At 69.5% G+C, this 25,786-nt stretch carries 27 protein-coding genes; 11 read left to right on the plus strand and 16 right to left on the minus strand.

Features of this window, described 5'->3' with window-relative positions; all coding sequences use genetic code 11:
• Window positions 1-16 precede the first annotated feature (16 nt).
• Genes RWQ91_RS08370 through RWQ91_RS08380 form a run of 3 tightly spaced genes read right to left on the minus strand, consistent with a single transcriptional unit; the run spans window position 17 to window position 2,351 of the window.
• Entirely contained in the window at window positions 17-469 is a 453-nt protein-coding gene (locus RWQ91_RS08370) for a MaoC family dehydratase (protein WP_314504735.1), read from the minus strand.
• Window positions 466-1,380: an amidohydrolase family protein gene (locus tag RWQ91_RS08375; protein ID WP_314504737.1), complete on the minus strand. Its 915-nt coding sequence runs from the start codon at window positions 1,378-1,380 to the stop codon at window positions 466-468. Before RWQ91_RS08375 ends, RWQ91_RS08370 begins: the two co-directional genes overlap by 4 nt.
• A 23-nt stretch (window positions 1,381-1,403) precedes the next feature.
• On the minus strand, window positions 1,404-2,351 hold the full coding sequence (locus tag RWQ91_RS08380; RefSeq protein WP_314504741.1) for an SDR family NAD(P)-dependent oxidoreductase: 948 nt from the start codon (window positions 2,349-2,351) through the stop codon (window positions 1,404-1,406).
• 91 nt (window positions 2,352-2,442) lie between these two features.
• On the opposite strand from RWQ91_RS08380, the gene RWQ91_RS08385 reads away from it, so the two are divergent.
• Window positions 2,443-2,910, plus strand: coding sequence for a MarR family winged helix-turn-helix transcriptional regulator (locus tag RWQ91_RS08385; RefSeq protein WP_314504742.1), 468 nt, complete (start codon window positions 2,443-2,445; stop codon window positions 2,908-2,910).
• A gap of 19 nt (window positions 2,911-2,929) precedes the next feature.
• On the opposite strand, the gene RWQ91_RS08390 is transcribed toward RWQ91_RS08385, so the two are convergent.
• The 4 genes from RWQ91_RS08390 to RWQ91_RS08405 are packed head-to-tail and all read right to left on the minus strand — an operon-like array spanning window position 2,930 to window position 6,547.
• Window positions 2,930-3,730, minus strand: a complete 801-nt coding sequence (locus RWQ91_RS08390; RefSeq protein WP_314504743.1) for an IclR family transcriptional regulator — start codon at window positions 3,728-3,730, stop codon at window positions 2,930-2,932.
• The gene (locus tag RWQ91_RS08395; protein WP_314504745.1) at window positions 3,727-4,767 is read right to left on the minus strand and encodes an alcohol dehydrogenase catalytic domain-containing protein; all 1,041 of its coding nucleotides are present in this window, start codon (window positions 4,765-4,767) and stop codon (window positions 3,727-3,729) included. The genes RWQ91_RS08390 and RWQ91_RS08395 overlap by 4 nt, the downstream gene beginning before the upstream one ends.
• Window positions 4,767-5,639 (minus strand): fumarylacetoacetate hydrolase family protein, encoded by an 873-nt coding sequence (locus tag RWQ91_RS08400; RefSeq protein ID WP_314504746.1) that lies wholly within the window; start codon window positions 5,637-5,639, stop codon window positions 4,767-4,769. The genes RWQ91_RS08395 and RWQ91_RS08400 overlap by 1 nt, the downstream gene beginning before the upstream one ends.
• Window positions 5,636-6,547 (minus strand): SMP-30/gluconolactonase/LRE family protein, encoded by a 912-nt coding sequence (locus tag RWQ91_RS08405; protein WP_314504749.1) that lies wholly within the window; start codon window positions 6,545-6,547, stop codon window positions 5,636-5,638. Before RWQ91_RS08405 ends, RWQ91_RS08400 begins: the two co-directional genes overlap by 4 nt.
• Before the next feature lie 105 nt (window positions 6,548-6,652).
• On the opposite strand from RWQ91_RS08405, the gene RWQ91_RS08410 reads away from it, so the two are divergent.
• Together RWQ91_RS08410 and RWQ91_RS08415 are read left to right on the plus strand one after the other, a co-directional pair.
• Window positions 6,653-8,371 (plus strand): IlvD/Edd family dehydratase, encoded by a 1,719-nt coding sequence (locus RWQ91_RS08410; RefSeq protein ID WP_314504750.1) that lies wholly within the window; start codon window positions 6,653-6,655, stop codon window positions 8,369-8,371.
• A gap of 10 nt (window positions 8,372-8,381) precedes the next feature.
• Window positions 8,382-9,155: an SDR family oxidoreductase gene (locus RWQ91_RS08415; RefSeq protein WP_314504752.1), complete on the plus strand. Its 774-nt coding sequence runs from the start codon at window positions 8,382-8,384 to the stop codon at window positions 9,153-9,155.
• 1 nt (window position 9,156) lies between these two features.
• Here RWQ91_RS08415 and RWQ91_RS08420 read toward each other — a convergent pair whose 3' ends face one another.
• Window positions 9,157-9,672 carry an O-acetyl-ADP-ribose deacetylase gene (locus RWQ91_RS08420; RefSeq protein WP_314504755.1) on the minus strand — a complete coding sequence of 172 codons (516 nt, stop codon included), beginning with the start codon at window positions 9,670-9,672 and terminating at the stop codon, window positions 9,157-9,159.
• A 37-nt stretch (window positions 9,673-9,709) separates the two neighbouring features.
• Between RWQ91_RS08420 and RWQ91_RS08425 the strand changes: the two genes are divergently transcribed.
• The 3 genes from RWQ91_RS08425 (at window position 9,710) to RWQ91_RS08435 (ending at window position 11,887) form a co-directional block, all read left to right on the plus strand.
• Window positions 9,710-11,032, plus strand: a complete 1,323-nt coding sequence (locus RWQ91_RS08425; RefSeq protein WP_314504756.1) for an MFS transporter — start codon at window positions 9,710-9,712, stop codon at window positions 11,030-11,032.
• Window positions 11,033-11,165: 133 nt separating this feature from the next.
• Complete coding sequence (locus RWQ91_RS08430) at window positions 11,166-11,651, plus strand: DUF2975 domain-containing protein (protein ID WP_314504757.1); 486 nt, start codon at window positions 11,166-11,168, stop codon at window positions 11,649-11,651.
• Window positions 11,651-11,887 carry a helix-turn-helix transcriptional regulator gene (locus RWQ91_RS08435; RefSeq protein WP_314504759.1) on the plus strand — a complete coding sequence of 79 codons (237 nt, stop codon included), beginning with the start codon at window positions 11,651-11,653 and terminating at the stop codon, window positions 11,885-11,887. Before RWQ91_RS08430 ends, RWQ91_RS08435 begins: the two co-directional genes overlap by 1 nt.
• Before the next feature lie 72 nt (window positions 11,888-11,959).
• Here RWQ91_RS08435 and RWQ91_RS08440 read toward each other — a convergent pair whose 3' ends face one another.
• Complete coding sequence (locus RWQ91_RS08440) at window positions 11,960-13,708, minus strand: putative Ig domain-containing protein (protein WP_314505471.1); 1,749 nt, start codon at window positions 13,706-13,708, stop codon at window positions 11,960-11,962.
• A gap of 242 nt (window positions 13,709-13,950) precedes the next feature.
• Between RWQ91_RS08440 and RWQ91_RS08445 the strand changes: the two genes are divergently transcribed.
• A complete protein-coding gene (locus RWQ91_RS08445) occupies window positions 13,951-14,772 on the plus strand; it encodes a zinc-ribbon domain-containing protein (RefSeq protein ID WP_314504763.1) in 822 nt (273 codons plus the stop codon).
• Between the two features lie 74 nt (window positions 14,773-14,846).
• On the opposite strand, the gene RWQ91_RS08450 is transcribed toward RWQ91_RS08445, so the two are convergent.
• The 3 genes from RWQ91_RS08450 to RWQ91_RS08460 all read right to left on the minus strand — a co-directional run bounded on the left by RWQ91_RS08450 (window position 14,847) and on the right by RWQ91_RS08460 (window position 16,403).
• Window positions 14,847-15,017 (minus strand): CsbD family protein, encoded by a 171-nt coding sequence (locus RWQ91_RS08450; RefSeq protein WP_314504765.1) that lies wholly within the window; start codon window positions 15,015-15,017, stop codon window positions 14,847-14,849.
• 111 nt (window positions 15,018-15,128) lie between these two features.
• On the minus strand, window positions 15,129-16,208 hold the full coding sequence (locus tag RWQ91_RS08455; protein ID WP_314504768.1) for a DNA polymerase IV: 1,080 nt from the start codon (window positions 16,206-16,208) through the stop codon (window positions 15,129-15,131).
• A gap of 30 nt (window positions 16,209-16,238) precedes the next feature.
• Window positions 16,239-16,403, minus strand: coding sequence for a hypothetical protein (locus RWQ91_RS08460; RefSeq protein WP_314504770.1), 165 nt, complete (start codon window positions 16,401-16,403; stop codon window positions 16,239-16,241).
• A gap of 108 nt (window positions 16,404-16,511) precedes the next feature.
• Here RWQ91_RS08460 and RWQ91_RS08465 point away from each other — a divergent pair, with 108 nt between their 5' ends.
• Entirely contained in the window at window positions 16,512-18,209 is a 1,698-nt protein-coding gene (locus RWQ91_RS08465) for an alpha-glucosidase (RefSeq protein ID WP_314504774.1), read from the plus strand.
• On the opposite strand, the gene RWQ91_RS08470 is transcribed toward RWQ91_RS08465, so the two are convergent.
• Window positions 18,188-19,093 (minus strand): hypothetical protein, encoded by a 906-nt coding sequence (locus tag RWQ91_RS08470; RefSeq protein ID WP_314504776.1) that lies wholly within the window; start codon window positions 19,091-19,093, stop codon window positions 18,188-18,190. The two genes, RWQ91_RS08465 and RWQ91_RS08470, sit on opposite strands and share 22 nt — an antisense overlap.
• An 81-nt stretch (window positions 19,094-19,174) precedes the next feature.
• Here RWQ91_RS08470 and RWQ91_RS08475 point away from each other — a divergent pair, with 81 nt between their 5' ends.
• Window positions 19,175-19,891, plus strand: a complete 717-nt coding sequence (locus RWQ91_RS08475) for a spermidine synthase (RefSeq protein ID WP_314504778.1) — start codon at window positions 19,175-19,177, stop codon at window positions 19,889-19,891.
• Window positions 19,892-19,945: 54 nt separating this feature from the next.
• Here RWQ91_RS08475 and RWQ91_RS08480 read toward each other — a convergent pair whose 3' ends face one another.
• On the minus strand, window positions 19,946-20,479 hold the full coding sequence (locus RWQ91_RS08480; protein WP_314504781.1) for a DUF6325 family protein: 534 nt from the start codon (window positions 20,477-20,479) through the stop codon (window positions 19,946-19,948).
• A 138-nt stretch (window positions 20,480-20,617) separates the two neighbouring features.
• On the opposite strand from RWQ91_RS08480, the gene RWQ91_RS08485 reads away from it, so the two are divergent.
• The gene (locus tag RWQ91_RS08485) at window positions 20,618-22,723 is read left to right on the plus strand and encodes a DEAD/DEAH box helicase (protein ID WP_314504784.1); all 2,106 of its coding nucleotides are present in this window, start codon (window positions 20,618-20,620) and stop codon (window positions 22,721-22,723) included.
• Between the two features lie 13 nt (window positions 22,724-22,736).
• Here RWQ91_RS08485 and RWQ91_RS08490 read toward each other — a convergent pair whose 3' ends face one another.
• The gene (locus RWQ91_RS08490) at window positions 22,737-23,789 is read right to left on the minus strand and encodes an NAD(P)-dependent alcohol dehydrogenase (RefSeq protein WP_314504786.1); all 1,053 of its coding nucleotides are present in this window, start codon (window positions 23,787-23,789) and stop codon (window positions 22,737-22,739) included.
• Window positions 23,790-23,820: 31 nt separating this feature from the next.
• On the opposite strand from RWQ91_RS08490, the gene RWQ91_RS08495 reads away from it, so the two are divergent.
• Window positions 23,821-24,513: a hypothetical protein gene (locus tag RWQ91_RS08495; RefSeq protein WP_314504789.1), complete on the plus strand. Its 693-nt coding sequence runs from the start codon at window positions 23,821-23,823 to the stop codon at window positions 24,511-24,513.
• Here RWQ91_RS08495 and RWQ91_RS08500 read toward each other — a convergent pair.
• Complete coding sequence (locus RWQ91_RS08500; RefSeq protein WP_314504792.1) at window positions 24,474-25,778, minus strand: glycosyltransferase; 1,305 nt, start codon at window positions 25,776-25,778, stop codon at window positions 24,474-24,476. The genes RWQ91_RS08495 and RWQ91_RS08500 overlap by 40 nt on opposite strands.
• Window positions 25,779-25,786 lie beyond the last annotated feature (8 nt).

The raw sequence follows: 25,786 nt of genomic DNA on the forward strand, positions 1-25,786 counted from the left end.
GTGAACGAGTATCGACTCAGGCGTAGAAGCGGTAGAGCCCGCGTGCGACGACGGCGGGCTTCGTGCCGCCCTCGATCTCGATCGTCTGGTCGACGGCGAGCTGATAGCCGCCCACCACCTCGGTCACCTCCGCCACCACCGCATTCATCCGCACGCGCGCACCGACGGGCACGGGGGAGACGAAGCGCACCTTGTCCAGCCCGTAGTTGACCTTGGTCGCGACGTCGTCGACCTCGAGCAGCTCCGTCCAGAAGGTGACCGCGAGCGACAGGGTCAGGAAGCCGTGAGCGATCGGACCGCCGAAGGGGCCGCTCTTGGCGCGTTCGGGATCGACGTGGATCCACTGGTGATCGCCGGTCGCATCGGCGAACGTGTTCACCTGCTCCTGGGTGATTTCGCGCCAGTCGGTGAAGCCCAGATCGGTGCCGGCCAGGCCGGCCACCTCGGTATAGGGGATGGTCGTGGTCATGATGCTCCTTCGAGGGGACGGTCGCTGGTCGGGCCGAGGCCGAGCAGTCGGAGGGCGTTGGCTTTCAGGATCGCAGGGAGGACGCCGGGTTTCAGGGCGGTCTGCTCCACGTCGCGCAGCCACCGGTCGGGCGTGAGCAGCGGGAAGTCCGAGCCGAACAGCACGCGGTCCTTCAGGTACGAGTTGGCCGCACGCACGAGCGACTCGGGGAAGTACTTCGGGCTCCACCCCGACAGGTCGATCCAGGTGTTGTGCTTGTGCGTCGCGACCGACAGCGCCTCGTCCTGCCACGGCACGGACGGGTGCGCCATGATGATCTGCAGGTCGGGGAAGTCGGCCGCCACCGGGTCGAGCAGGATGGGGTTCGACAGTCCCAGCCGCAGGCCGTACCCTCCGGGCAACCCGGCTCCGATGCCGGTCTGGCCGGTGTGGAAGAGGGCGGGAACGCCCAGATCCTGAATCGCTTCGTACAGCGGATAGTGCTGCTCGTGGCTCGGGTCGAAGCCCTGCACCGTGGGGTGGAACTTGAATCCGCGCACCCCGGCCTCCTCGGCCAGTCGGCGGGCGGCATCCACCGCCGTTTCGCTGAGCGGGTCGACCGAGCCGAACGGGATCAGCACGTCGCTGTTGCGCGCGGCGCCCTCCGCGATCTCGCGACTCGAGATGGCGGGATGACCGAGGCGCGTCGTCGCGTCCACGGTGAACACGACAGCCGCCATGCGACGCTCGCGATAGTAGACGGCGACGCTGTCGAGGTGGGGCCGGGGCCCGTCGGCGCTGAAGTACCTGCTGGCCGCCTCGACGAGCTGGGGTGGCAGTGACGAGTGGCCGTGATCGTCGAGCTCGATGTGGACGTGCATGTCCACCGCGTCGATCGCATCGACATCGATCGCGGGCTCGTAGCGGCTCATGGTGCGGTTCCGGATGCCGCGGCTCAGGCGCCCGCGGCGGGGCGCTGCAGGCCCTCGGGAAGCGGCGGGAACTTCTCACCGACGCCCTGCAGGGATTCGGCGAACTCCTCGATGAAGCCGGACTCCAGCGCGTCGAAGGTCCAGCCGCCCTTGCGGTACCCGGTGGCCACCGCATCGGGATGCGACCACACCTGCAGCCGGTCTCCGCCCACTCCGAGGGCCTGCCCGGTGATGCCGGCGGCGGCATCCGAGGCCAGGTAGGCGATGAGTCCGGCGACGTCCTCCGACGTTCCGAAGCCGAGATCGTGGCGGAAGAACGCCGGCATCGGCTCGCCCTTCTCGTCGGCCTCGACGGCGGCGGCGAAGTACGGCACGGTCGCGGTCATCGCGGTGGCCGCCACGGGGATGACGGCGTTCGCGGTGATGCCCGCGCGCTTGAGCTCGAGCGCCCACGTGCGCACCATGCCGACGATGCCGGCCTTGGCGGCGGCGTAATTGGTCTGGCCGAAGTTGCCGCGCTGGCCGGTGGGGGAGCCGATGCAGATGATGCGTCCGGCGATCTCGTTCTCGCGCATGTAGGTCGCGGCTTCGCGGACGCACGTGAACGTCCCGCGCAGGTGCACGTTGATGACCGTGTCGAAGTCGTCGTCGCTCATCTTCCACAGCACGGTGTCGCGCAGGACGCCGGCATTGGTCACCAGGATGTCCAGGCGCCCGAAGTTCTCGGCCGCGGCGGCGACGAGCTGCCGAGCAGTCTCGGTCGGACCCACCGGCGCCACCACCGCGACCGCGCGGCCGCCCGCCGCTTCGATGCTCGCCACAGCGTCGGCGGCGGTGGCCGCATCCACGTCGTTGATCACGACGGCGGCGCCCTGCCGGGCCAGTTCCGCGGCGTACGCGAGGCCCAACCCGCGACCGGAGCCGGTGACGATGGCGACCTTGCCGCTCAGGGGCGAGTCATTCGAGGACATGCAGAACTCCTTCGTGTCTCCTGCAGTTGTATCCGGATTCATTGAGAAAGTCAATCATTGGTCACTTCACCTTCTTGCTATGCTCTGCCTCATGCAGAGCGAAGTCGACGTTGCCGACACGGGCCGCCGGGCGGCGCCGCGTCCGGCGCTGGCCGACGATCTGAGCTTTCTGCTGGCCCGCGCGAACGCCCTGTCGCTCGCGGCCGGCAACGCGGCACTCGCGGAGCATGACCTCAAGGTGCGGTCGTACTCCGTTCTCGCCCTCGCCGCGGGCGACTCGCGCCCTTCCCAGCGGGAACTGGCGGAGTTCCTCCGCCTCGATCCGAGCCAGGTCGTCGCCCTCGTGGACGACCTGCAGGTCAAGGGCCTCCTGATCAGAGAGGTCGATCCGGCGGATCGGCGCGCGAACGTCGTGACGGCCACAGCGAAGGGTCGCGCCGTCTTCGCGCAGGCTCAGGCCTCTGCGCGCCACGCCGAGGAGGAGCTGCACCGCTCTCTGGGCGCGGGCGATCGGCGGAGGCTCACCGAGCTGCTGCGATCGATCGCGTTCCCCGACTGAGCCGCGCCGCCCGCGGTCGTCAGCCCAGCGCGCCCGACCCCAGCCGCTCCCTGATCGTCTGCCGGATCGCCGGCACGGCATCCACGAGACGATCCAGCGGGCACCGGAAGCGCACCGCGCTGATGCTGACGGCGCCCGAGGGGTTCACCGCGCCGTCCAGATGAACGGGGATCGCGAGGCAGTTGATCCCCATCTCGTTCTCCTGGTCGTCGACGCCGAAGCCTCGCAGGCGCGTGGCCCGCAGTTCGGCGATCAGCTTCTCGGGGGTGGTGATGGTGTGCGCCGTCTTCTGCTCGAGCGGCACGTCTCCCAGCCAGTTCGCGACCTGGTGAGCGTCGAGCAGCTTCGTGCTCAGCAGCACCTTTCCCACGGCTGTGCGGTAGGCGGGGTTGCGTCCTCCGATCACCGAGGTGAGGCGGACAGCGCCCTGCGGCGGATCCATCTTCGCGCGATACACGATGTCGCGACCCGAGAGCACGGCGTAGTGCGCGGTCTCGCCGTACTCCCCGGCGAGCTGCTCGAGCAGGGGCTGGATGCGGGCCGTCTCGGGTCTGCCGTCGAGGTTGCGGAAGGCGAGGCGGAGGTACTCGTCGCCGAGGACATAGACGCCACGGCCGGTCATATCGGCCAGGCCCGCCCGGCGCAGCGTCGCCAGCGCCCGGTGCACGGTGGGCTTGGAGCTGTGCAGCGTGCCGGCCAGTTCGTCGAGAGTGACCCCGAGGGGGTGGTCCGCCAGTTCGGTGAGGACGGCGATGACCCGGTCCGCGCCGACGCGCCTCTCCGGGGAGGCCGCCCCGACGTCCCCCGGCCGATCGGTCACGACCCGCTCCGCTCCGCCTGCCGGGGGTCGACGTGCACCTTCGGTCCGGGCCCGGCATCCGCTCCGCGTCGGCCCTCCAGCCGGGAGGGCACCTCCTCGAGGGCGATCACCTCGCTGACGATCGCATCGGGCACCACCGTCCCGTCGGCGAAGTGCGCGATCGCGCCGGCCAGGCCGGGGGATGCGGAGAGGATGCCGACCGCGGTGATGTCCTTCAGCGCGATGTCCCGCGAGTCGACCAAGCTCGAGGTGGACGAGAGTCCGATGTAGACCACACGGCCTGCGGGTTTGGTCAGCCGCACCGACAGCGCCGGCATCGCGGGATTGCTCGTGGCCTCGATGACGGCGTCGAACCGGTCGGACGCCGATTCCGCGAGCTCGTCAAGCTGCCAGGTGTGCGCCACCCCGAGTGAGCGTGCGAGAGCGAGTGATCCCTCGCGAACCCCACCGATGTGCACGTCGGCGCCGGCGGCCAGGGCGAACTGCGCAGCCAGCAGACCGATCGTGCCCGAACCGAGCACAAGCACCTCCGCGCGCGGGCTGCTGTTCGCCGCCCGGGCCGCGCGCAGCGCGTTGCCGCCCGGTTCCACGAGGGCCGCAGCGGTCACGCTGACGTGCTCGGGGATCTCGTACGCGAACCGGGCCGGAATCAGCACCTTCTCGGCCAGGGCGCCGGGCCAGCCGTCGCGGATTCCGACCTCGAAGCGCTCGGGGCACACGTGATGCGCTCCCGCCCGGCAGAACGCGCAGTGCCCGCATCCGAGCATCGTGTCGCCGGTGATGCGCCTGCCGAGCCACCCGTCGTCCGCGGCATGGCCCACCGCCGCCACCCGGCCGGTCCATTCGTGGCCGAGCCGCAGCGGAAAGTGGCTGTGGCCCTGATCGATGTAAGCCATCTCGCCCGTGTAGAGCTCGACGTCCGTGCCGCAGATGCCGACCCGCTCCACATCCACGAGCAGCTCGCCCGCCGCCGGCACCGGATCGGGCACGTCGAGCACCGACGCCCGGCGAGACGCGGTGACGACCAGTGCACGCATCAGCGGGCTGCGGCCGGGTCCGGCAGGACGCGCTGCGTCTGGGTGCCCAGGCGCGTGATGCTGAGGGTCATCGTCTCGCCCCCCTGCAGATACTGCGGGGGAGTCATGCCCAGGCCGACGCCCGGGGGCGTGCCGGTGTTGATGAGGTCGCCGGGTTCGAGCGTCAGGAACTGACTGAGGTAGTGCACGATGAACGCCGGGCCGAAGATCATGGTCGACGTCGAGCCGTCCTGCCGCACCGCACCGTCGATCTCCAGGCGCATGTCGAGATCGAAGACGTCGCCGACCTCGTCGGGTGTCACGAGGTAGGGGCCCGCCGGGTTGAAGGTCGGCGCCGACTTGCCCTTGGACCACTGCCCCCCGCGCTCGATCTGCCATTCGCGCTCACTGATGTCGTTGACCAGGACGTAGCCGGCGATGGATGCCGCCGCTTCGGTCTCATCGGCCAGGTACGACGACCGGCGGCCGATCACGATGCCCAGTTCCACCTCCCAGTCGGTCTTGACGGAGCCGCGGGGGATCTGCACGTCGTCGTTCGGGCCGATGAGCGTGTTCGGCGACTTGGTGAACAGGATGGGCTCGACGGGTACTGCCTGACCGGTCTCGGCGGCGTGGTCGCGATAGTTCAGCCCGATGCAGAGGATCTGGTGGGGGCGGGCGATCGGTGCTCCGAAACGGCGATCACCGACCGGTTCGGTGCGGCCGGCAGCGACTCGGTCGGCCACGACATCGGCGAGGCCCGCGAGGGCGCCCGAGGTGAAGAACCGCTCGTCGAAATCTCCGACGACATCCGAGAGGTCGACGAAGGAGTCGTCGTCCACGAGCGCGCCCGGGGTCTCGGCGCCGGCAGGTCCCAGCCGGATGAGTCTCATGCGTGCGCTGCTCTCTCTTGCCAGACCGGCGAGGCGGTGCTCCCGCGCCACCGCGGCTCCGGCATGCCTGTGACTCCGGTGTCGGCGAAGAAGATCGCACCCGACTGGTCCGTCCAGTTCTCGAGACCCTCCTGCGCGGTCGTGATGGCGAGTGTGCCGAGATCCGGCCCGACGAATGCCGGGCAGGAGACCTGGGTCGCGTCCACGGTGACGATGTCGAGCAGTTCGCCGGTCGGCGCGTGACGGCGGACGCTCGACCCGCCCCACTGCGCGACCCACAGCATCCCCTCGCTGTCGACCGTCAGGCCGTCCGGTGAGGAGGGCAGGTCATGGAGGATCGGCACCCAGGGCTCGTCGTGGTCGAACGGTCCGGGACGGTAGGAGTGACGCGACACCGTGTTGGCCAGGGTGTCGACGTGGTAGATCGTGCCGCCGTCGGGGGAGAAGGCGATGCCGTTGGACAGCCGGAGGCCGCTGCGCAGGCTTTCGACCGCGCCATCCGCCCCGACACGCAGGAGCACTTCCTCGCCGGTCTCGTCGCCCAGAGCGAGCGTGCCCACGAGGAACCTGCCCTGAGGGTCGACGGCGCCGTCGTTGAGGCGCACGTCTGCCCGGTCGCCGAGCAGGTCGGGGCCGAACGAGACCGCGCCGTCGACGGAGATCGTCGCCAATCTGCGTGCGGCCGCGATGAGCAGTCCGCCGTCCTCGGCCAACCCCACCGCGCCCCCGGTCTCGCCGAGTTCGACCGAGGTGATGTCGGTGAGACGACCGTCGTGCAGTGCGCCGGAGAGAACCCGGCCCTTCCAGATGTCCACCCATCTCACCCGCTCGGCGCGGTCGTCCCACAGGATGCCCTCGCCCAATTCGTACTCGGGGCCCGTGGCCGGACGGGCCGGGAAGACGGTCACGACGCGAGTCCTTGGGTCGAGATGATTCCCTGTGGCATGATTCAGAATGTTAGCGCGGCATTCGAACTGATGGAAAGCGCGTCAACAGGAAAGCAAGGTTCGCCGGTGAATCGTCTCCGCAGCGCCGACTGGTACGTCGGCGCCGATCGCAACGCGTACATCCATCGCGCGTGGATGCGCCGCGGGCTGCCCGAAGACGCTGTGGACGGCGCCAAGCCGCAGATCGCGATCGCCAACACCGCGTCGGATCTCACCCCCTGCAACATGCATCTCAATGAGGTCGCCGAGAGTGTGAAGCAGGGCGTCTGGGCGGCCGGGGGCGTGCCGTACAACCTGCCCGTCGTCTCCCTCGGCGAGACGCAGGTCAGACCGACGGCGATGCTCTGGCGCAACATGGCGGCGATGGCGATGGAGGAGATGTTCCGCGCGAACCCCATCGACGGCCTGGTGCTGCTGGGCGGCTGCGACAAGACGATTCCGGCGCTGCTGATGGCAGCGGCATCCGTCGACATCCCCGCCGTCGTCGTGCCGGGCGGTCCGATGATGACCGGCCACTTCCGCGGACAGGCGCTCGGCTGCGGCACCGACGTCTGGCGCTTGAGTGAGGAGGCCCGCGCCGGCACGATCACCGGCGCCCAGTTCCTGGAGTCCGAGCAGTCGATGATCCGCGGCAGGGGCCACTGCAACACGATGGGCACCGCCTCGACGATGGCGGTCGCGGCCGAAGCGCTCGGCATGACGATTCCGGGCTTCGCGGGCACACCCGCCGCGGATGCGCGCCTGCTGTCGCTGTCGCACGAGACGGGGCGGCTCATCGTCGAGATGGTCGCCGCCGACCGCAAGCCCAGCGACATCATGACCAAGGACGCCTTCCTCAACGCGATCGTCGCGGTCGCCGCCGTCGGCGGATCGACGAACTCCGTCGTGCACCTCCTCGCGATCGCCGGCCGGCTGGGGCTCGGGCTCACGCTGGACGACTTCGACGCGGCGGGAGCCGGCGTTCCCGTGATGGCCAATCTGCAGCCGAGCGGTCTGTACCTGATGGACGACCTCTACCGGGCGGGCGGCGCGCTCGCGCTGCTGAGCCAGGTGAAGGACCTGCTGCACCCCGACCCGATCACCGTCACGGGCGCGCCGCTCGTGGACTACCTCGTCGACCGGCCGGTGTACGACCAGACGGTGATCTTCCCGCGCGAGACTCCGCTGATGGCGGATGCCGGCATCGCGGTGCTGCGCGGCAACCTCGCCCCGGGCGGGGCGATCATCAAGCCCGCCGCGGCGACGCCGGCCCTGCTCCAGCACGTCGGGACGGCTGTCGTGTTCGACTCGGTCGAGGACATGCGCGCGCGCATCGACGATCCGGATCTCGAGGTCACGGCCGACTCGGTGCTCGTCCTGCGCGGCTGCGGGCCGAAGGGCTATCCCGGCATGCCGGAAGTGGGCAACATGCCGCTGCCGCGGAAACTGCTCGAGCAGGGGGTCCGCGACATGGTGCGCATCAGCGACGCGCGCATGAGCGGCACCGCGTACGGCACAGTCATCCTGCACGTCGCGCCCGAGGCTGCGGCGGGCGGGCCGCTCGGCCTGGTGAGGACTGGCGATGTGATCACGGTGGACGTCGAGAACCGTCGCCTGAGCGTCGCACTCACCGATGACGAGCTGCGGGCTCGGCGCCCCGACGCCGCGACCGAGGCTGCCTACGCCGCCCCGGTGCGCGGCTGGACGAAGTTGTACGTCGACCATGTGATGCAGGCCGACACCGGCGCGGACCTGGACTTCCTGGTCGGATCGAGCGGCGACGCGGTGACGCGCGAGTCGCACTGAGGAGGCTGGCATGAGCGGATTCGACGGCGCTGAGTTCGATGGCACGGAATTCACCGGTGCTGTCGCAATCGTGACGGGCGGGGCGAGCGGCATCGGCGCGGCGACGGCGGCGCTGCTCGCCGGCCGTGGCGCGAGGGTCGCCGTGCTCGATCGCGACGTCACAAACCTGCCGGACGAGATGTTCGCGGTCGTCTGCGACGTCACCGATCCGATTCAAGTGGACGCCGCCGTGGCGGCCGTCGCGACGCACTTCGGCGGCATCGACATCGTGATCAACAACGCGGGCATCGGCGCGGTCGGCGACGTGTCCGCCGGGGATGACGACGAGTGGCACCGGGTGCTGGACGTGAACGTCGTCGGCATCGCCCGCGTGACCCGCGCCGCCCTGCCGCACCTGCGGCGGTCCCGCCGGGCCGCTGTCGTCAACACGTCGTCCGTCGTCGCCGCGGTCGGCGTTCCGAACCGCGCGATCTACGCCGCGAGCAAGGGAGCGGTCTCTGCCCTCACGCTCGCCATGGCCGCCGATCACGTCCGTGAGGGGATCCGGGTCAACGCCGTCACGCCGGGCACGGCCGACACCCCCTGGGTGGGACGGCTGCTGGATGCCGCCGACGATCCGGATGCCGCGGCATCCGCTCTGCGCGCTCGCCAGCCGATGGGGCGCCTCGTCAGCGCGGCAGAGGTCGCGCACGCGATCGTCTACCTCGCATCCCCGCTTTCCGCGTCCACGACGGGAACGCTGCTCGCGGTCGACGGCGGGATGGACGGGCTGAGGCTGCCCTGATCTATGCGGAAGGGAAGCGCGCGTCGATGATGTCGCACACCCGCTCATACATCGCCTCGCCGAGCGCGACGATGCGGACCTCGTCGACCCGCGTCGGTGTGCGGGCGATCGTGTCCACCGCCACCTCGATCGCGTCCGGCAGCGGCCAGCCGTAGATGCCTGCGCTGATGAGGGGGAAGCCCATCCGGCGCACCCCCAGCTCGTCGGCGACCTCGAGCGCGCGGCGATAGCACGACACCAGCAGGTTCCGGTCGCGTTCGCCCGCGTTGTAGTTGGGGCCGACCGTGTGGATCACCCACCGCGCGGGAAGGTCGGCGCCGGTCGTCCAGCCGGCGTCACCGGTGGCCAAGCCCTCGGGAAACCGCTCGATGCATTCCTGCAGCAGGCGCGGGCCGGCGGCGCGGTGGATCGCTCCGTCGACACCGCCGCCGCCGCGCATGCGGTTGTTCGCGGCGTTGACGATCGCATCGACGTGCTGTCCAGTGATGTCGCCGTGCACTGCCGTGAGTTCGATCACGACATCAGTATTCCCGCCGCCCACGTAGCCTGGAAGCGTGCGCGACGTGACGAGGCAAGCCCCGTCGTGGCGCGCGTGGCTGATCTGGGGCGTCGCGGCCGCCGGCTACGTGCTGGCGATCACCAATCGCACCTCGCTCGCGGCGGTCGGAGTGGAGGCCGCCGACCGGTTCAGCGCCGACGCGTCGACGCTGTCGATGTTCGCGGTGCTGCAGCTGGGGGTCTACGGGTTCATGCAGATCCCGGTGGGAGTGTGGCTCGACCGCTATGGGGCACGCCCCATCATCACGATCGGCATGATCCTGATGGCTGTCGCTCAGCTGGTCATGGCGATCTCGCCCAACGTGGGCATCGCGATCGCCGCGCGCATGCTGCTCGGCGCCGGGGATGCCGCCGTGTTCCCCAGCGTGCTCCGGCTCATCGCGACCTGGTTTCCGGCGCAGCGCGCACCGGTGATGGTCCAGACCACCGGCATCCTGGGCCAGCTGGGCCAGCTCGTGGCCATCATCCCCCTGGCCGCGCTGCTGCACGCCACATCGTGGTCGATCGCATTCGGCAGCGTCGCGGGGCTCGGAGTGCTGTTTGCGGTCCTGGTGTTCGCCGTGGTGCGAAACCACCCGCCCGACCGCGAGTCGGACGTCTCTGTCGATACCGATACGGGGGCGATCCGCGTCGTGACCTCCGCCGTCGACACGCGGGTGGGCATCCGCGCGGCGTGGTCGCATCCGGGCACGCGGCTGGCCTTCTGGTCGCACTTCACCACGCCGTTCGCCGGCACCGCGTTCATCATGCTCTGGGGGATCCCGTTCCTCACCTCGGGCGAGGGTCGCACCCAGGCCGAGGCTGCGGCGATCACCACGGTGCTGGTGCTCTCGAGCATCGCCATCGGCCCGGTCATGGGGATGCTGTCGAGCCGGATGCCGCACCGCCGCTCGCACGCGCTGGTGCTGCCCACCGTCGCGGTGCAGATGATCGCCTGGCTCGTCGTGATCGCGTGGCCGGCACCTGCCCCCCTGTGGCTGCTGTTCGCGCTCGTGATAGCGCTCGCGACCGGGGGACCGGCATCCATGATCGCGTTCGACCACGCGCGCACGCACAATCCGAGCCACCGTCTGAGCACCGCAACCGGCATCACCAACTCAGGCGGGTTCCTGGCCGGGCTGATCGCGATCTTCCTGATCGGTCTCGCCCTCGACGTCCAGGGCGCCGGAACGCCGGCGACGTTCACCCTCGATGCGTTCCGGATCGCCTTCCTCACCCAGGTGCCACTCTGGGTCGTGGGCGCCCTGTTCATCGTGATCGAACGCAAACACACCCGCATCCGCCTCGGCTTGGACCAGCCCCGCCGGCCGAAGCGCTGAGGCTCGAGACGAAGGTGGCAGCACCGGGCGCCTGAGCGCGCGTGAAGCGACACTCCGGGCCACTTTCGTGCGCGCACTTGTCATAACTATCGATATTCGATAGATTTCTCACGATTGACAACAAGGAGTCGTGATGAATGCCCTGCTGATCAACGCCCTGCGCGTCGTGATCGTGCTGACGCTGGCGGGAACGCTGTTCGTCCAGCTCTGGATGATGCCGGTGATCTGGCGAGACCTCGATGGTGCGCCTCCGGTGCTGCGCACGATCTTCGTCGTCATCCTCGTGCTCGGCGTGCTCACACTGCAGGTCAGCGCGGTCTGCGTCTGGCCGCTGCTGGCGATGGTGCGGCGCGGGTCCGTCTTCTCCGATGCCGCGTTCCGCTACGTCGACGTGATCATCGTCGCGATCGCGAGCGCTGCCGTTCTGACGTTCGCGCTCGCGGTGCTGCTGGCACCCGGCGATGTCGCTCCGGGAATCGTCGGACTGATCTGCGGTGCCGCGCTGATCATCGGCGGTGTGGCGCTGATCGTCCTCGTCCTGCGGCTGCTCCTCTCGCAGGCTGTCGCCCGCGAGCGCGAAGCGGAGCGGCTGCGATCCGAGTTGCGCGAGGTCATCTGATGGCGATCGTCGTCGACATCGATGTGATGCTCGCCAGGCGGAAGATGGCAGTGGGAACACTGGCGGATCTCATCGGCATCTCGCCGGCCAATCTCGCCGTGCTCAAGAACGGCCGCGCGAAGGCCGTGCGGTTCAGCACGCTCGACGCGCTGTGCGCGGCGCTCGAGTGCCAGCCGGGCGACCTGCTGCGCTGGGAGCCGGCCGCGCGTAAGGCCGAGCCGCCCGCGAGGATATGATTCCGGCGCCGGCACGTCAGAGCGGGGCTGTCGGCAGATGACGCCTGTCGACAGCCCCGCTCGCGGTGGGGACTACTGCGCGGTGATGTTCGCGATCGTCTCCTGGGCTGCCAGGATCAGGGCCGCCGCGTCGGCCGCACTCAGCTTCCCCTCGGCCACCAAGCTATTGACCTGACCGACGAAGTCCGTCGAAAGGATGCCGACGGCTTGGGCCGTCTGCGCCTTCGCCAGCAGCTTGGCCGACTGGTCCAGCTTCACGGTCAACGCGTTCTTGACGCCTCCGGGGACACTCAGGCCGGTGATCGCTGACTTGAGCGCGGTGAGCTGCTCAGTGACAGTCACATCACGCACGGTGATGACGACATCCTTTGTGGACGACAAGCTGTACGAGCGATCGCCGTCACTGGCAGTGAAGGTGATCGTGTACTGACCGGACTGCCGGTAGCCCGGAGTCCACGAGAGCGTCGCGGTGGCGGCATCGAAGCTCGCTCCGACCGGAAGCGCGCCGACGCTGTAGGTCACCGCGTCACCCTCCGGGTCGGTTGCTGCGACGCTGAATGCCAGCGGGCGATTCTCATCAACCGACTGCGTCTCGCCGCCCGCGTTCCACACCGGAGCACTGTTGACGAACGCTCCGCGCTGCCACACGTAGTCCTTCGCGAAGATCGCGAACAGCTGCGGCCAGGCATTGAAGTCATGCCCGCCCGCGATGCGGGTGTTCTTGTAGTTGGCGTAGCCGTCCAGATTGCTCAGGGCGGTCGGTGTCGCGCACAGGTTGAGGTTGTCCCACACACCGCACCCGATGTGGATGTAGGCCTGGTTGAGATTCGGTGTCGTCCGGTTGATTCCGGCGTTGAAGCTCCATACCCCGTAGTAGCCGAATCGGAGCGGATTGTTGTTGATGATGCCGGAGGTGATCGACGCTCCCATCGACAGTCCCGCCCACGCGCGGTCCAGGCGGTTCGTGGAGACGTTGTAGTTGCTCTCGACGAACGGCACGATCACATTGGTGATGTTCGGGTAGCCCTGGTTGGCCGGGCCGAGGTAGGCGGAGTTCGTCGTGACGATGACCGCCGGTTCGGTGAGGCCGTCCTGCAGGAGGTTGTCCATGATGATGGGCACGGAGCCGATGTTCAGCCAGTCGGATTGGTCCTGGCCGCTGCCGTGCTGAAGGTAGATCGTCTTGTACGGCTCAGCCCTGTTCGGGTCGTATCCCGGAGGAAGGTAGACACCCAGCGTGCGCGTGGCCGCGCCGATCTGGATGGGAACGTAGCTCCACGTGCCTTTCGCGGAGTCTTCACGCGGGTTCGCGATCACCCGCTCGGCCAGAGGAGCGTAGTTCTGCTTCTCGGCGTCGTAGGGCACGTAGACCGCGTTGAAGGCGCGCCGGGCATTCCCGGTCAGACCGTCCGGGGGGTAGATGGGTGCGTTGGCCGGGTCGGCGATCCACTGATTGGTGTTGTTGTTCACGTAGAACCAGTACTGGTTGACGCCGGCGGCCAGCGGCACGTCGTGCACCCAGTAGCCGTTGCCGACGTTGGTCATCTGGACGTCGTAGGCTCCGCCGCCGCGCATGAGACCGGGTCGGTACTGCGAAGGCTGGTAGATCGTGGTGCTGGTGGGGTTGTCCCAGTCCCTCAGCAGGATGTCGGCGACGAATCGCACACTTGTCGCCGTCGGGTTGTAATACACGAAGTGCCCCGTGTAGCCCGTCGGCGAGTTCGGGTCCGCGACCACCGTCGGTCCCGGGGTGAGATCCACCTCGTCGGCTTGCGCAGCGACCGCCGACGTGCCGACCACCATGGCGAGTGCAAGCACCATCACGCTCAGTGGTTTGAGAAACCGTCGATGAACGGCGGCACCTTTCGAATCCTCCAGCGCACTGGGCTGCTCACCCAATCTCGAAACTCTTCTCACTGTTCCTCCTTGAACGGCGGCGAGCGCCGGACGGCTCTCGACGAGGTCAACCTAGCGATCATTTACGACGTTGTAAAGAAAATCTTTACGACGTTGTAATAGATCGCCGCGAACCGGTGGGGGTGCCCGCCGGTACCGTGCCTGTCATGGCGGAGCGGGTCGAGGCGTGGTGGGCACGTCGGCAGTTCTCGCGGGGAGTCGAGGTGCCGTATCCGGTCGGCACCTACCGGGAGGCGTGGGCGCCGTTTCCGATGCTCATCCGGCAGTACCATCCCGACCTCAATGCCGGCATTACCCTCACCCAGGTGCCTCCGGCTGCCGACGTGCTGCTGCTTTGGCAGTGCGAGCTCGGCCACACGTTCGTCGCGACGCCGGCCGAGCAGCGTGCGCGCCCCGGGCGGGAGAGGCGCCGCTCGGCGTGGTGCCCGGACTGCGCCGTCATGGCCAAGCCGCCGCGCATCGCGCCCGCCGGCCAGGCCCGCACGCGCCCGAAGGCCGCTCGAGACCTGTGCCCGAAGACGCCGTCGCTGCCCGTGGGCGAGCCGTTCGTCAGCGAATGCGCGCCTCGTCCGGCATCCGCGGTCGAAGCCCAGCTGCGTGCCGACGTGTTCGCCCGGCTCGGGGTCAGCCCCGGGTACAACGCCGTGCGGGTGAGCCGGCCGTTCTTCGACCACGTCGAGGTGTGGCCGGACATCCTGCTGCCGGAGCTGCGGATCGCGATCGAGTACGACAGCACCGGGCGCTTCGGGCTGGAGCACGTCGGAAAGCGCGAGGACGCGGATCGACGGAAGGACCGGATGCTGCGCTCCGCGCGATGGGAGGTGGTGCGCATCCGCACGGGCAAGCTCGAGAAGCTCGGCCCGCACGATCTGCAGCTCTCATCGTTCGGACGCCGGGGAATGGAGCGGCTGATCGATGCGCTCCGCGAGATCCGCGGACCCCTGCTCGTCGACGCCTACCTGCTCTGATCCGCGCCGCAACACGGCGAAGCGGCCGGAACCCGCAGGTTCCGACCGCTCCGCGCGTTGACGCTGGCGAATCTTCAGCGGAAGGCGTCCTTGACGTTCTCGCCGGCCTTCTTCATGTCGGCCGCCGCCTGGTCGCGGTCGCCCTCGGCTTCGAGTCGCTCGTTGTCAGTGGCCTTGCCGACGGCTTCCTTGCCCTTGCCGGTGAGGTCCTGAGCAGCGTTCTTGATCTTGTCGTCCATACCCATGATCGTCTCCTTCGTTCATGGTCGCGCCACTCGTGGTCTGCGCGACTCGTTCCTCCATCACACGTCGGTACGGCCGCTACGACAAGGGCTTGACAACCCGCCGTTGCGGGCTCACCAGCCGCTGCGAGTCGGCGAGTGTCCTTCTCGCGCATCGTCGGGCATCGCCATCTCGGCGCGCATCCCGAGCAGCCGCAGCGGCCGGTCCGGCTCGATCTTCGCGACCAGCTCCATCGCCTTGGCGACCACGACCTCCCGATCAGATGTCGAAGCGATCTTCTTCGTGAAGGTCTTGGTGAAGAAGGGCGCATACCGCACCTTCAGCCCCAGCCCGACCACGGGCCTCCCTTCGGCCGCGACGTCCTCGAGCACCTGATCGAGCAGATCCCGGGCGGCCTGTGCGATCGCGGCGGGGTCGACGATGTTCTCCTGGAAGGTCGTCTCCCGCCCGTGGCCGCGCGCGACCCACGGGGTGTCATCCACGACGCTCGCGCCCTCTCCCCGCCCCAGCTGCCGGTACCACAGGCCCATCCGCGGCCCGAACTCGGCGACCAGGCCCTCCTCCGGCGCGCCTGCGAGCTCGGCGATGGTGTGGATGCCGAGGCCGGCGAGCCGTCGGGAGATCTTGGTGCCGACGCCCCAGAGGTCGATCGTCGGGTGCGCGCCCATCACCTCGAGCCAGTTCTCGGCAGTGAGCCGGAAGACCCCGCGCGGCTTGCCGAACCCCGTCGCGACCTTCGCGCGCACGAGGGTGTCGCCGATGCCGACGCTGCAGTGCAGCCGCGTGCGCTCCAGCACCGCCCGCTGAGTCGCCCGGGCGTACGCCTCCGGGTCATTGGTGTCGATCCCGACGAAGGCCTCATCCCAGCCGAGTACCTGCACGACGGCATCCGGCTGCGCACGCAGCGTCGCCATCACCTCTGCGGACGCGGCGTTGTAGGCCTCGTGATCCACGGGCAGGATGACGGCATCGGGCACCTTGCGAGCGGCGATCCGCAGGGGCATGCCCGACCCCACGCCGAATTCGCGCGCTTCGTACGATGCCGTGGACACGACGGCCCGTTCGGTCGGGTCACCCCGGCCGCCCACGATCACCGGCTTGCCGGCGAGCTCGGGCCGACGCAGAACCTCGACCGCCGCGATGAACTGGTCGAGATCGACGTGCAGCACCCACGGGCGGGCGGCGGTATTCATCCCCGCGTGCTCATGCCCGTGTCGCGCCGATCAGGTGCGTCGCGTCGTGTGGAACAGGAGCGCGACGGCGAGCGAGATGGCCAGGATGCCGGCGGTGAAGATCAGTCCCTGGAACGCCGTGGCGGTGAAGGCCGCGCCGAACAGGAAGAACCCCGCGAGGAACAGCACCAGGTACAGAACGAACAGTACGTACATCGCGACCTCGATCCAATCGTCCTCTCGATCGTATCGGCACATCGATGATCGGGTCAGCACGTGTGGTCGCCTGGCGACCCGGCTGCCGCGCGTGCCAGGCTGGTCGCCATGTCTCACAGTCGACCGGGCCAGGAGTGGTGGCGCTCCGCTGTCGTGTACCAGGTCTACCCCCGCAGCTTCCAGGATTCCGACGGTGACGGCATCGGCGACATCCCGGGCGTCATCTCGCGGCTGGACTATCTGCACGACCTCGGGGTCGACGTGGTGTGGCTCTCGCCGGTCTACCGGTCACCGCAGGATGACAACGGGTACGACATCAGCGACTACGAGGACATCGATCCGACGTTCGGCACGCTCGCCGATGTCGACGAGCTGATCGCGCAGCTGCACGAGCGCGGGATGCGGCTCGTGATGGATCTGGTGGTCAACCACACCTCGGACGAGCACGCGTGGTTTGTCGATTCGCGCACCGCCCGCGATGCCGAGCACGCCGACTGGTACATCTGGCGCGACCCGCGACCCGGCACCGTCGGCGGGGAGCCGGGGGCCGAGCCGAACAACTGGGGCTCGTTCTTCTCCGGCTCGGCGTGGGAGTGGGAGCCGGCTCGCGGCCAGTACTACCTGCACCTCTTCTCGCGGAAGCAGCCCGATCTGAACTGGGAGAACCCGATCGTGCGTCGCGCGGTCTTCGACATGATGAACCGCTGGCTCGACCGGGGCGTCGACGGCTTCCGCATGGACGTCATCAACTTCATCTCGAAGGACCCCGCCCTTCCCGACGGGGCGGTGCTGACCACCGGCTTCGGCGACGGCATGCCGTTCTTCGTCAGCGGTCCCCGGCTCCAGGAGTACCTCGCCGAGATGAAGATGCAGGTCTTCGATCCCCGCCCCGCCGACTACCTGACGGTCGGCGAGATGCCCGACGCGACCCCCGAGCTCGCTGCCCGCCTGACCGATGACCGCAGCGGTCAGCTGAGCATGATCTTCCAGTTCGAACACGTCGGACTCGACCACCGCGGCGGCAAGTGGAACGTCGGGAAGCTCGACCTGCGCGACCTCAAGCGATCGTTCGCGCGCTGGCAGGACGCCCTGGCCGAGAACGGCTGGAACAGCCTGTACTGGAACAACCACGATCAGCCGCGCATCGTCTCGCGCTGGGGCAACGACCGCGAGCACTGGTACGCCTCGGCCACAGCCCTGGCGACCGTGCTGCATCTGCAGCGCGGAACGCCCTACGTCTACCAGGGCGAAGAGCTCGGAATGACGAACCTCCCTTTCGACGACATCAGCGCCCTGCGCGACATCGAGTCGATCAACCACTACGCCGCCGCCGTGCAGCTGCAGGGTCAAGAGCCCGGGGCCGTGCTCGATGCCCTGCGGGCGATGGGTCGCGACAATGCGCGCACGCCCATGCAGTGGAGCGCCGAGCCGGGTGCGGGCTTCACGTCCGCAACACCGTGGATCGGCGTGAATCCGAATCACGACCGCGTGAACGCGGCGACCCAGACGCACGACCCGGGCTCGGTGTTCGCGTACTACCGCCGCGTGATCGCACTGCGCCACGAGGATCCTGTGGTCGTGCACGGGGATTTCCGGATGCTGCTGCCCGAGGACCCTGCCCTCTTCGCCTACGAGCGCGTGCTCACGGGCACGCGCCTGCTGGTCGTGGCGAACCTGTCGGATGACGCCGCGCCGTGCGGCCTCGGCGGCGATGAACTGGTGCTGACCAATCTTCCCGAAGCCGCGGCATCCACCGGCGTCCTCGAGCCGTGGGAAGCGCGGATCTATCGTTCGACCGACGCCTGACGTCGCAGCGGGGGCAGCCGGCCGCCCATCGGCAGAAGCGAGGCGGGATCGCCCTCGTTCCACCGCTGCCAGGTCTGCAGCCACCAGAAGGCCAGGAACATGAGGAGTGCGACGGCCTCGCCGACGAGGATCCACGGGAAGACCTTCGTCTCGGCATCCCACAGCACGACGGTCGTGAAGATCAGCAGCGCGAGATCCAGCACGAGCACCACCGCGATCCCGATGTACACGATCCGCAGCCAGGTGGGCGGCGCCTGGCTGCTGGTGCGCCAGAACGCGTTGAGGACAGCGTCGGCCGCGATGAGCCCGAAGAAGAGAATGGTCGCGACGAAGTGTCCCCCATCCAGCAGCAGGTCCGGAAGGGCGAGCGCGAGGACCAGGACGAGGACGAAGACCGCGGCGCCGAGCACCAGCGAGAACCGCGCGCGGCGCACCTGACCGGCGCGCGACAGCACGTACCCCAGGCCGATCACGCCGGCGAGGACCACGAGATACGTCGTCACGCCGTTGGCGACGTCGGCCTCGAACTCCGGCGGGACGCACGGTGCACAGGCCAGGCCGGGGTGAGTGGGCGAACCCAGGCCGACGACCGTCGGCACCAGCGCTATCAGCGGCGCGAACAGGGCCGCGGCATCGAGGATCGTCCGCTCGGCACCTCGACCAGAGAGGGCCAGCAGGGCCGCGGATGCCGCGAGCAGGGCTCCGACGAAGGCGTTGCGCGCGGGGGAGTAGAAGTAGTCGCTGACCGACGCGAGCCAGCCGACGGCCGGAACGGCCGCCAGAACGGCGACGAAGATGACCACGACCGTGCCGCCGATCGCGAGCCGGAGGTAGCGGTGCGTACGCTGCGTGGACGTCGAGTCCGTGGTGATCGACTCCGCCATGCTGTCCTCCTCCGGACTCCTCCAGAGAGTCTGGTGCACGGCGGCAGTGGGTAGGGTGAGCACCGACGGAGAGGCGGCCACGTGATCGCGCGGTTCGAAGAACTCGACTGGCAGCCGACCCGGATGGGCGACCTCACCCTGCGACGGCGCACCGAGCCCGCCACCGGCGAGCTGATCTACGAGGTGAAGCTCGGCGAGGAGTACCTCATGTCGAGTCTGTTCACCGTCGCCGAGGAGGAGCTGGCCGTGCGCGGTCTCGCCGCCGCGGCGGGAGAGCAGCTCGACGTCCTCGTCGGCGGCCTCGGGCTCGGCTACACGGCCGTCGCCGCGCTGCGGGAGGGCCGGGTGCGGACGCTCACGGTCGTCGATGCGCTGCCGGCGGTCATCGACTGGCACGAGCGGGAGCTGCTGCCCGTCTCGGCAGCGCTCGTCGGGGACGCGCGCACCACGCTGGTGCACGATGACTTCTTCGCGCTGATGCGCCGACCGCCGGCATCCGGTGGCGGCGACTACGACGCGATCCTGCTCGACGTCGACCACTCGCCCCGGCACCAGCTGGATCCGACGCACGCCGATCTGTACGCGGCGGACGGCCTGAGAGCGCTGGACCGCCATCTGCGCCGCGACGGGGTGTTCGCGCTGTGGTCGGACGACCCGCCGGACGACGAGTTCCTGCAGACGCTCCGAGGCGTCTTCGACGACCCGGCCGCGCACGTCGTCGATTTCGCGAACCCGCTCACCGGGGGAACATCATCCAACACGGTGTACGTCGCGCTCAGCCGCAGCTCGCACGACTGAGCCGTGCCGCGCAGTCCCCCCGGGCTGCGGGCACGGCTCAGTGCGAGGTCTTGATCAGCCCTTGTTCTCGGCCGATTCCTCTGCCGCGATCTCCGCATCGATCTCCTCTTCGATGGCTTCGTCGATCGCTTCGTCGAGCTCTGCCTCGAGTTCCGCAGCCGCAGCGAAGGCTGCGACCACGTCTTCGGGTGCGACGCGTCCGTCGGCGATGACCACACCGCCGGCCCGGCGGGCAGCCGCGGCGAACGGCGCCGCCCAGAGGTTCTTGTAGACCAGCACACCGGCCACGCTGCCCGGAGACATCTCGGCGGCGAGGTAGGCGACGTCGTCCTCGGCGAGAAGACCTGCGAGCCCCGCCTCGATGGATGTGAGAGGTCCGAGGTCTTCGGTGTCGGAGATCTCGACCGCGTCGAGGTTGCCGTCGGCATCCTTCGCGATGACGATCATGTCGATCACCTGGATCGTGCCGGCATCGACCAGCCGGACGATCTCCTCGGCGATCTCACCCGTGAAACTCGACGCGCCCGCCGGAAACTCGACGACCAGAAAGTCGACGGGCCCGTATCCGTCCAGTTCGTTCTCGGCCATGGAACACCTTCCTCTGTGGATGAGCCGTCTGCGGCTCGGTCCTCACGCTAGGCAGGCGGCATCCGAAGGTCGTCATGCACAACGGGTGATATCGCCCCTGCGTGGTCACCGTCGGTGGGTGCTGACAGACTCGAGCGGATGAGCGACGACACCCGCGCGGCAGCCCTCGAGATCCTCCGGAGGCTCGTCGGCCGCGGCGACGCCGATTCCCACGGTGTTGATTTCCATGAGGGCCAGTTCGAGGCGATCCAGGCGCTCGTGGACGACCGCAGCCGCGCCCTCGTGGTGCAGCGCACCGGGTGGGGCAAGTCGGCCGTGTACTTCGTGGCGACCCTCCTGCTGCGTCGTCGCGGATCGGGGCCGACGGTGCTGGTCTCGCCGCTGCTGGCGCTCATGCGCGACCAGATCGCGGCCGCCGAACGGGCCGGAGTGCGGGCGGTCGCCATCAACTCCACGAATGCGCACGAGTGGACGGAGGTGCTCGATCGCCTGCGCGACGACGATGTCGACGTGCTGCTCCTCTCGCCCGAGCGCCTCAACAATCCCGCCTTCCGCGACGAGCAGCTGCCCGCGCTGGTCGAGCGGATGGGGATGCTGGTGGTCGACGAGGCGCACTGCATCAGCGACTGGGGCCACGACTTCCGCCCCGACTACCGTCGCCTGGGCGAGCTGATCGGCGGCATGCCCGCCGGCGTGCCCATTCTCGCCACCACGGCCACCGCGAACAGCCGCGTGGTCACCGACGTCGCCGAACAGCTCGCCGGCGGAGGCGTGGAGGTCGTGACGATCCGCGGGCCGCTCGCCCGGGCGTCGCTGCGCCTCGGCGTACTGCGGCTCCCCGACGCTCGCGCACGCCTGGCGTGGCTGCTGACGCACCTCGGCGACCTGCCGGGCTCGGGCATCATCTACAGCCTCACGGTGAGCGGCGCTCAGGACGTCGCGCGGCTGCTTCGCGACGCGGGTCACGACGTCCGCGCGTACACCGGTCAGACCGATGCCGCCGAGCGCGAGGAGTCCGAAGCCCTGCTCAAGGGCAACCGCGTCAAGGCGCTCGTCGCGACGAGCGCGCTGGGCATGGGCTTCGACAAGCCCGACCTCGGGTTCGTCGTGCACATCGGCGCACCGTCCTCGCCCGTGGCCTACTACCAGCAGGTGGGGCGCGCCGGGCGAGCGACCGACAACGCCGATGTCCTGCTGCTGCCGGGGACCGAGGACCCCGACATCTGGCGGTACTTCGCGACCGCGTCCATGCCCACGCAGGACCGCGCCGAGCGCGTGATCGCCGAGCTTGGCGACCGGCCGCTCTCGACGCCCGCTCTCGAGGCCCTGGTCGACATCCGCCGGACGCCGCTGGAGCTGCTGCTGAAGGTGCTCGACGTCGACGGGGCCGTCCACCGCGTCCGCGGCGGCTGGGTCTCCACCGGGCGGCCGTGGACCTACGACGCCGAGCGCTACGAGCGGATCGCGACCGCACGCCGGGTCGAGCAGCAGCACATGCTCGACTACGAGAGCACCAGCGGCTGCCGCATGGAGTTCCTGCAGCGCACGCTCGACGACGACACGGCCGCGCCCTGCGGACGCTGCGACAACTGCGCGGGCGCGTGGTATCCCACCGACGTCGCGGACCGCGCAGCAGAATCCGCCGACGTGTCGCTCGCGCGGGTCGGCGTGCCGATCGAGCCGCGGGCGCAGTGGCCGACCGGAGCCGACCGGCTCGGCATCCCGCTCAAAGGCAACATCCCCCTCAGCGAACGCGCGGACGAGGGACGCGCGCTCGCCCGACTGACCGACCTCGGCTGGGGCGGGGCGCTGCGCACGCTGTTCGAGGGCGGCGCCCCGGACGCGCCCCTCTCGGACGCATTGCGGGATGCCGCCATCCGGGTGCTCGCCGACTGGCCGTGGGCCGAGCGCCCGGCATCCGTCCTGGCGATCCCCTCGCGCCGTCGTCCGCAGCTGATCGGTTCGCTCGCGAGCGGGCTGGCCGACGCCGGGCGGCTCCCCTTCCTCGGCACGCTGCCCACACGAGGCGGCGGCCCGAGCGGGGAGCCCGGCGGCAACAGCGTCTTCCGGCTGGCGGGGCTCTGGGACCGGTTCGACGCGTCCGGCCTCCAGATCCCCGAGGGTCCGGTGCTGCTGGTCGATGACCTGGCCGACAGCAGGTGGACGCTGACGGTCGCCGCGCGCGAGCTGCGCCGTGCGGGAGCGACGGCCGTGCTGCCGTTCACGCTCGCGCTGCGCGCCTAGCGGCGGCCGACGCTCAGGCCTGCGGAATCGTCGCCGTGTCGATCACGAAGCGGTAGCGCACGTCGCCGCGCACCACGCGGTCGTACGCGTCGGTGACCTCGTCGGCGCCGATCGTCTCGATCACCGAGGCGATGCCGTGCTCGGCGCAGAAATCGAGCATCTCCTGCGTCTCGCGGATGCCGCCGATGTTCGATCCGGCAAGGGAACGGCGCGCGCCGGTCAGCGAGAACACCCGGAACTGCTGGGGGTTCTCGGGCAGCCCAACGAACACGAGTGCGCCGTCCAGGCGCAGCGTCGCCAGGTACCGGTCGACCGGGATGTCGGCGGAGACGGTGTTGATGATCAGGTCGAAGCGTCCGCGCAGCGACCTGAGGGCGTCGGGATCCTCGGTGGCGAAGTACTCGTCGGCGCCGAGGGCGAGACCCTCGTCCTTCTTCGCGAGCGTGCGCGAGAGCACCGTCACGTGCGCGCCCATGGCGTGCGCGATCTGCACGGCCATGTGCCCGAGCCCGCCCATTCCGATCACGGCGACGCGCTTGCCGGGTCCGGCGCCCCAGTGCCGCAGAGGCGAATAGGTCGTGATGCCGGCGCACAGCAGGGGAGCCGCAGTGTCGAGCGGGATGCCGTCGGGGATGTGCAGGACGTAATTCTCGTCCGCGACGATCCGGGTCGAGTATCCGCCGTAGGTCTCGCTGCCGTCGTACTGGCGCCCGTTGTAGGTGGCGACGTTGCCCGTGAGGCAGAACTGCTCCTCGCCGGCCAGGCAGTTCTCGCACTCGCGGCATGAGTCCACGAAGCAGCCGATGCCGACGCGATCTCCGACGGAATGCTTCGTGACGTCCACGCCGACCTCAGTGACGATCCCGGCGATCTCGTGGCCCGGCACCATCGGGAAGATCGCGCGTCCCCACTCCTCACGGGCCTGGTGGATGTCCGAGTGGCAGATGCCGGCGTACGCGATGTCGATCAGCACGTCGTTCGCTCCGACGTCGCGGCGCTGCACCGTGCCGCGTTCGAACGCTTGTCCGGCGGTGTGGACGAGGAGGGCGGGAGTCGTGATCGGCATCCGCAAATCCTTTCACACGTACGCTGGACGCATGCCCCCCTCGCCCGGTCCCGTGACCGTCATCGTGCCCTGGCGCCCGGCCCCCTCGCGGGTGCCCGCGTTCGATTTCGTGCTCGAGTGGTACGCCCGATATCTGCCCGAGTTCCAGGTGCGGACGGTCGACACCGAGGACGATGTCTTCGTGCTCGCGGCGTGCCGCAACCTCGGCGTCGCGATGGCCGATCCGGACGAGGTCGTCGTGGTGTGCGATGCCGATACACTGCCCGAGCCGGCGCCTCTGCGGGCGGCCGTGGAGGCTGCGCGCACGGGCGGCCTGGTGCACCTGCCGTACACCGAGTACCGGTGGCTCGGCCGCACGGGTGACGCACAGTTGCGCGGCGGGATGCCGGCCGATGAGTGCGCGCACGACCTGGTGCTGGGCGCCTGCTCCGGGGTCTACGTGACCACGCCGCGCACGTGGGCCGGTCACGGCGGCCAGGACGAGCGGTTCCGCGGTTGGGGTTTCGAGGACGCGGCGTGGTACCTCGCCCACGGCGAGCTGCTCGGGCAGCCGCCCGTGCGTCACGAAGGCCGGGTGTACGCCCTGCACCACGCCGCCGAAGAGCGCGCCGGAGCCCGCTACGAGGCGAACGCCGCGCTGATGCAGCGCTACCGCGACGCCGAGGGCGACGTCGTGGCGATGACTCAGCTCGTCGCCGGGTCGCGGGTGCTCAGCAGCTCGTAGGCGATCGCGGGGCCGGGGCGCTCGGCCTGCTCGTGTGCGATCGCCCGCAGGGTCGGCGACCCCGCGAGATCGCGCACCTCGGCCAGTGCGGCGGCGAGCTCGTCGACCGTCGCGCTGTTCGGATCGAGCGCGCGGCCGATGCCGAGCCGCTCGATCGCGGCGGCGCCGGCGAACTGATCCGTCGAGAACGGCAGGACCAGCAGGGGCACGCCCTGCCCGACCGATTCGGTGACGGAGTTGTTGCCGCCGTGCGTCACGCCCAGGCGTGCGCTCGAGAGCAGCCGCACCTGCGGGAGGTAGTCACGTACGAGCCACTCCTCGGGGATGGGCCCGAGCTCCTCGGGCGCGGTCGAGCCGGTGGCGATCGCGGCCGGCAGGCCGATCCGCACGAGGGCCTCGGCGACGCGACGCAGCACGTCCGCGCGCACGGACAGGAAGCTGCCGAAGCTGACATACGCGAACTCGCCCGCCCCGGCCATCCATGCCTCGACCTGCTCGTCGGCCGGTTCGACGCGTCGGGTGGACCCGAGGAAGGCGTGCGGTGGCAGCGATCGGCCATCGCCCTCGGCGAGGGCGGAGGGGTAGTTGTAGAGCACCAGGTCACCGTGCTCGCCGAATGCGTCCTCCGTCGGCGCCGCCGCGGGATTCACCGCGAGGGCGGTGCGGTTCCACTCGGCGGTGAAGCGTGCCGACACCTCGTCGCAGAGGGCACGGAGGTCTGCGAGCTCGGCGATGTCCGGAGCGAAGGCGGCAGGCCAGAAAGGCGGGTAGCCGTAGACCTCGCCGACCACCGGCAGGGCGCTCGGGTGCCCGAGAACCACATCGGCATACCGGATGCCGGCTGCCTGCAGTGCCAGCCGCGCGCTGAAGGCCAGGTGATCGACGATGATCGCGTCCGGCCGGACGGCTGCGACGGCGGCGAGCGTGCGGCGTCCGGCATCCACCGGATCCCACATCAGGTCGGTGAGACGCTCGGCCGCCTGATAGCGCAGGGTGGCGACCATGCCCCGCCGCGTGGCGTCGAAGAAGCCGCGCAGCGAGTCGGACTCGTCCTCGGGCTGCTCCTCGGCGCGGATCACACGGGCGTTGCTGCCGCGCCCCAGGGGCAGGTCATAGCGCTCGAGGCCGAACTCGCGCACGATCGGATCGGTCGCAGGTCCTGTGGCGACGACGACCCGCTCGCCGGCGTCGCGCCACGCCGTGGCCAGCGTGGCGAGCGGCAGCAGGTGCGACGCGTAGTCGGGACTGATGACCAGCAGCGTCATGGCGTCGC

This window comes from uncultured Microbacterium sp. (genome assembly GCF_963524805.1).
Taxonomy (GTDB): Bacteria; Actinomycetota; Actinomycetes; order Actinomycetales; family Microbacteriaceae; genus Microbacterium.

Bases quoted from the DNA above. Each gene is read 5' to 3' on its own strand.
- RWQ91_RS08370 (WP_314504735.1), bottom strand. From the start codon at position 469: ATGACCACGACCATCCCCTATACCGAGGTGGCCGGCCTGGCCGGCACC.
- RWQ91_RS08375 (WP_314504737.1), bottom strand. From the start codon at position 1,380: ATGAGCCGCTACGAGCCCGCGATCGATGTCGATGCGATCGACGCGGTG.
- RWQ91_RS08380 (WP_314504741.1), bottom strand. From the start codon at position 2,351: ATGTCCTCGAATGACTCGCCCCTGAGCGGCAAGGTCGCCATCGTCACC.
- RWQ91_RS08385 (WP_314504742.1), top strand. From the start codon at position 2,443: ATGCAGAGCGAAGTCGACGTTGCCGACACGGGCCGCCGGGCGGCGCCG.
- RWQ91_RS08395 (WP_314504745.1), bottom strand. From the start codon at position 4,767: ATGCGTGCACTGGTCGTCACCGCGTCTCGCCGGGCGTCGGTGCTCGAC.
- RWQ91_RS08400 (WP_314504746.1), bottom strand. From the start codon at position 5,639: ATGAGACTCATCCGGCTGGGACCTGCCGGCGCCGAGACCCCGGGCGCG.
- RWQ91_RS08415 (WP_314504752.1), top strand. From the start codon at position 8,382: ATGAGCGGATTCGACGGCGCTGAGTTCGATGGCACGGAATTCACCGGT.
- RWQ91_RS08430 (WP_314504757.1), top strand. From the start codon at position 11,166: ATGAATGCCCTGCTGATCAACGCCCTGCGCGTCGTGATCGTGCTGACG.
- RWQ91_RS08435 (WP_314504759.1), top strand. From the start codon at position 11,651: ATGGCGATCGTCGTCGACATCGATGTGATGCTCGCCAGGCGGAAGATG.
- RWQ91_RS08440 (WP_314505471.1), bottom strand. From the start codon at position 13,708: ATGGTGCTTGCACTCGCCATGGTGGTCGGCACGTCGGCGGTCGCTGCG.
- RWQ91_RS08445 (WP_314504763.1), top strand. From the start codon at position 13,951: ATGGCGGAGCGGGTCGAGGCGTGGTGGGCACGTCGGCAGTTCTCGCGG.
- RWQ91_RS08450 (WP_314504765.1), bottom strand. From the start codon at position 15,017: ATGGGTATGGACGACAAGATCAAGAACGCTGCTCAGGACCTCACCGGC.
- RWQ91_RS08455 (WP_314504768.1), bottom strand. From the start codon at position 16,208: ATGAATACCGCCGCCCGCCCGTGGGTGCTGCACGTCGATCTCGACCAG.
- RWQ91_RS08460 (WP_314504770.1), bottom strand. From the start codon at position 16,403: ATGTACGTACTGTTCGTTCTGTACCTGGTGCTGTTCCTCGCGGGGTTC.
- RWQ91_RS08465 (WP_314504774.1), top strand. From the start codon at position 16,512: ATGTCTCACAGTCGACCGGGCCAGGAGTGGTGGCGCTCCGCTGTCGTG.
- RWQ91_RS08470 (WP_314504776.1), bottom strand. From the start codon at position 19,093: ATGGCGGAGTCGATCACCACGGACTCGACGTCCACGCAGCGTACGCAC.
- RWQ91_RS08480 (WP_314504781.1), bottom strand. From the start codon at position 20,479: ATGGCCGAGAACGAACTGGACGGATACGGGCCCGTCGACTTTCTGGTC.
- RWQ91_RS08485 (WP_314504784.1), top strand. From the start codon at position 20,618: ATGAGCGACGACACCCGCGCGGCAGCCCTCGAGATCCTCCGGAGGCTC.
- RWQ91_RS08490 (WP_314504786.1), bottom strand. From the start codon at position 23,789: ATGCCGATCACGACTCCCGCCCTCCTCGTCCACACCGCCGGACAAGCG.
- RWQ91_RS08495 (WP_314504789.1), top strand. From the start codon at position 23,821: ATGCCCCCCTCGCCCGGTCCCGTGACCGTCATCGTGCCCTGGCGCCCG.
- RWQ91_RS08500 (WP_314504792.1), bottom strand. From the start codon at position 25,778: ATGACGCTGCTGGTCATCAGTCCCGACTACGCGTCGCACCTGCTGCCG.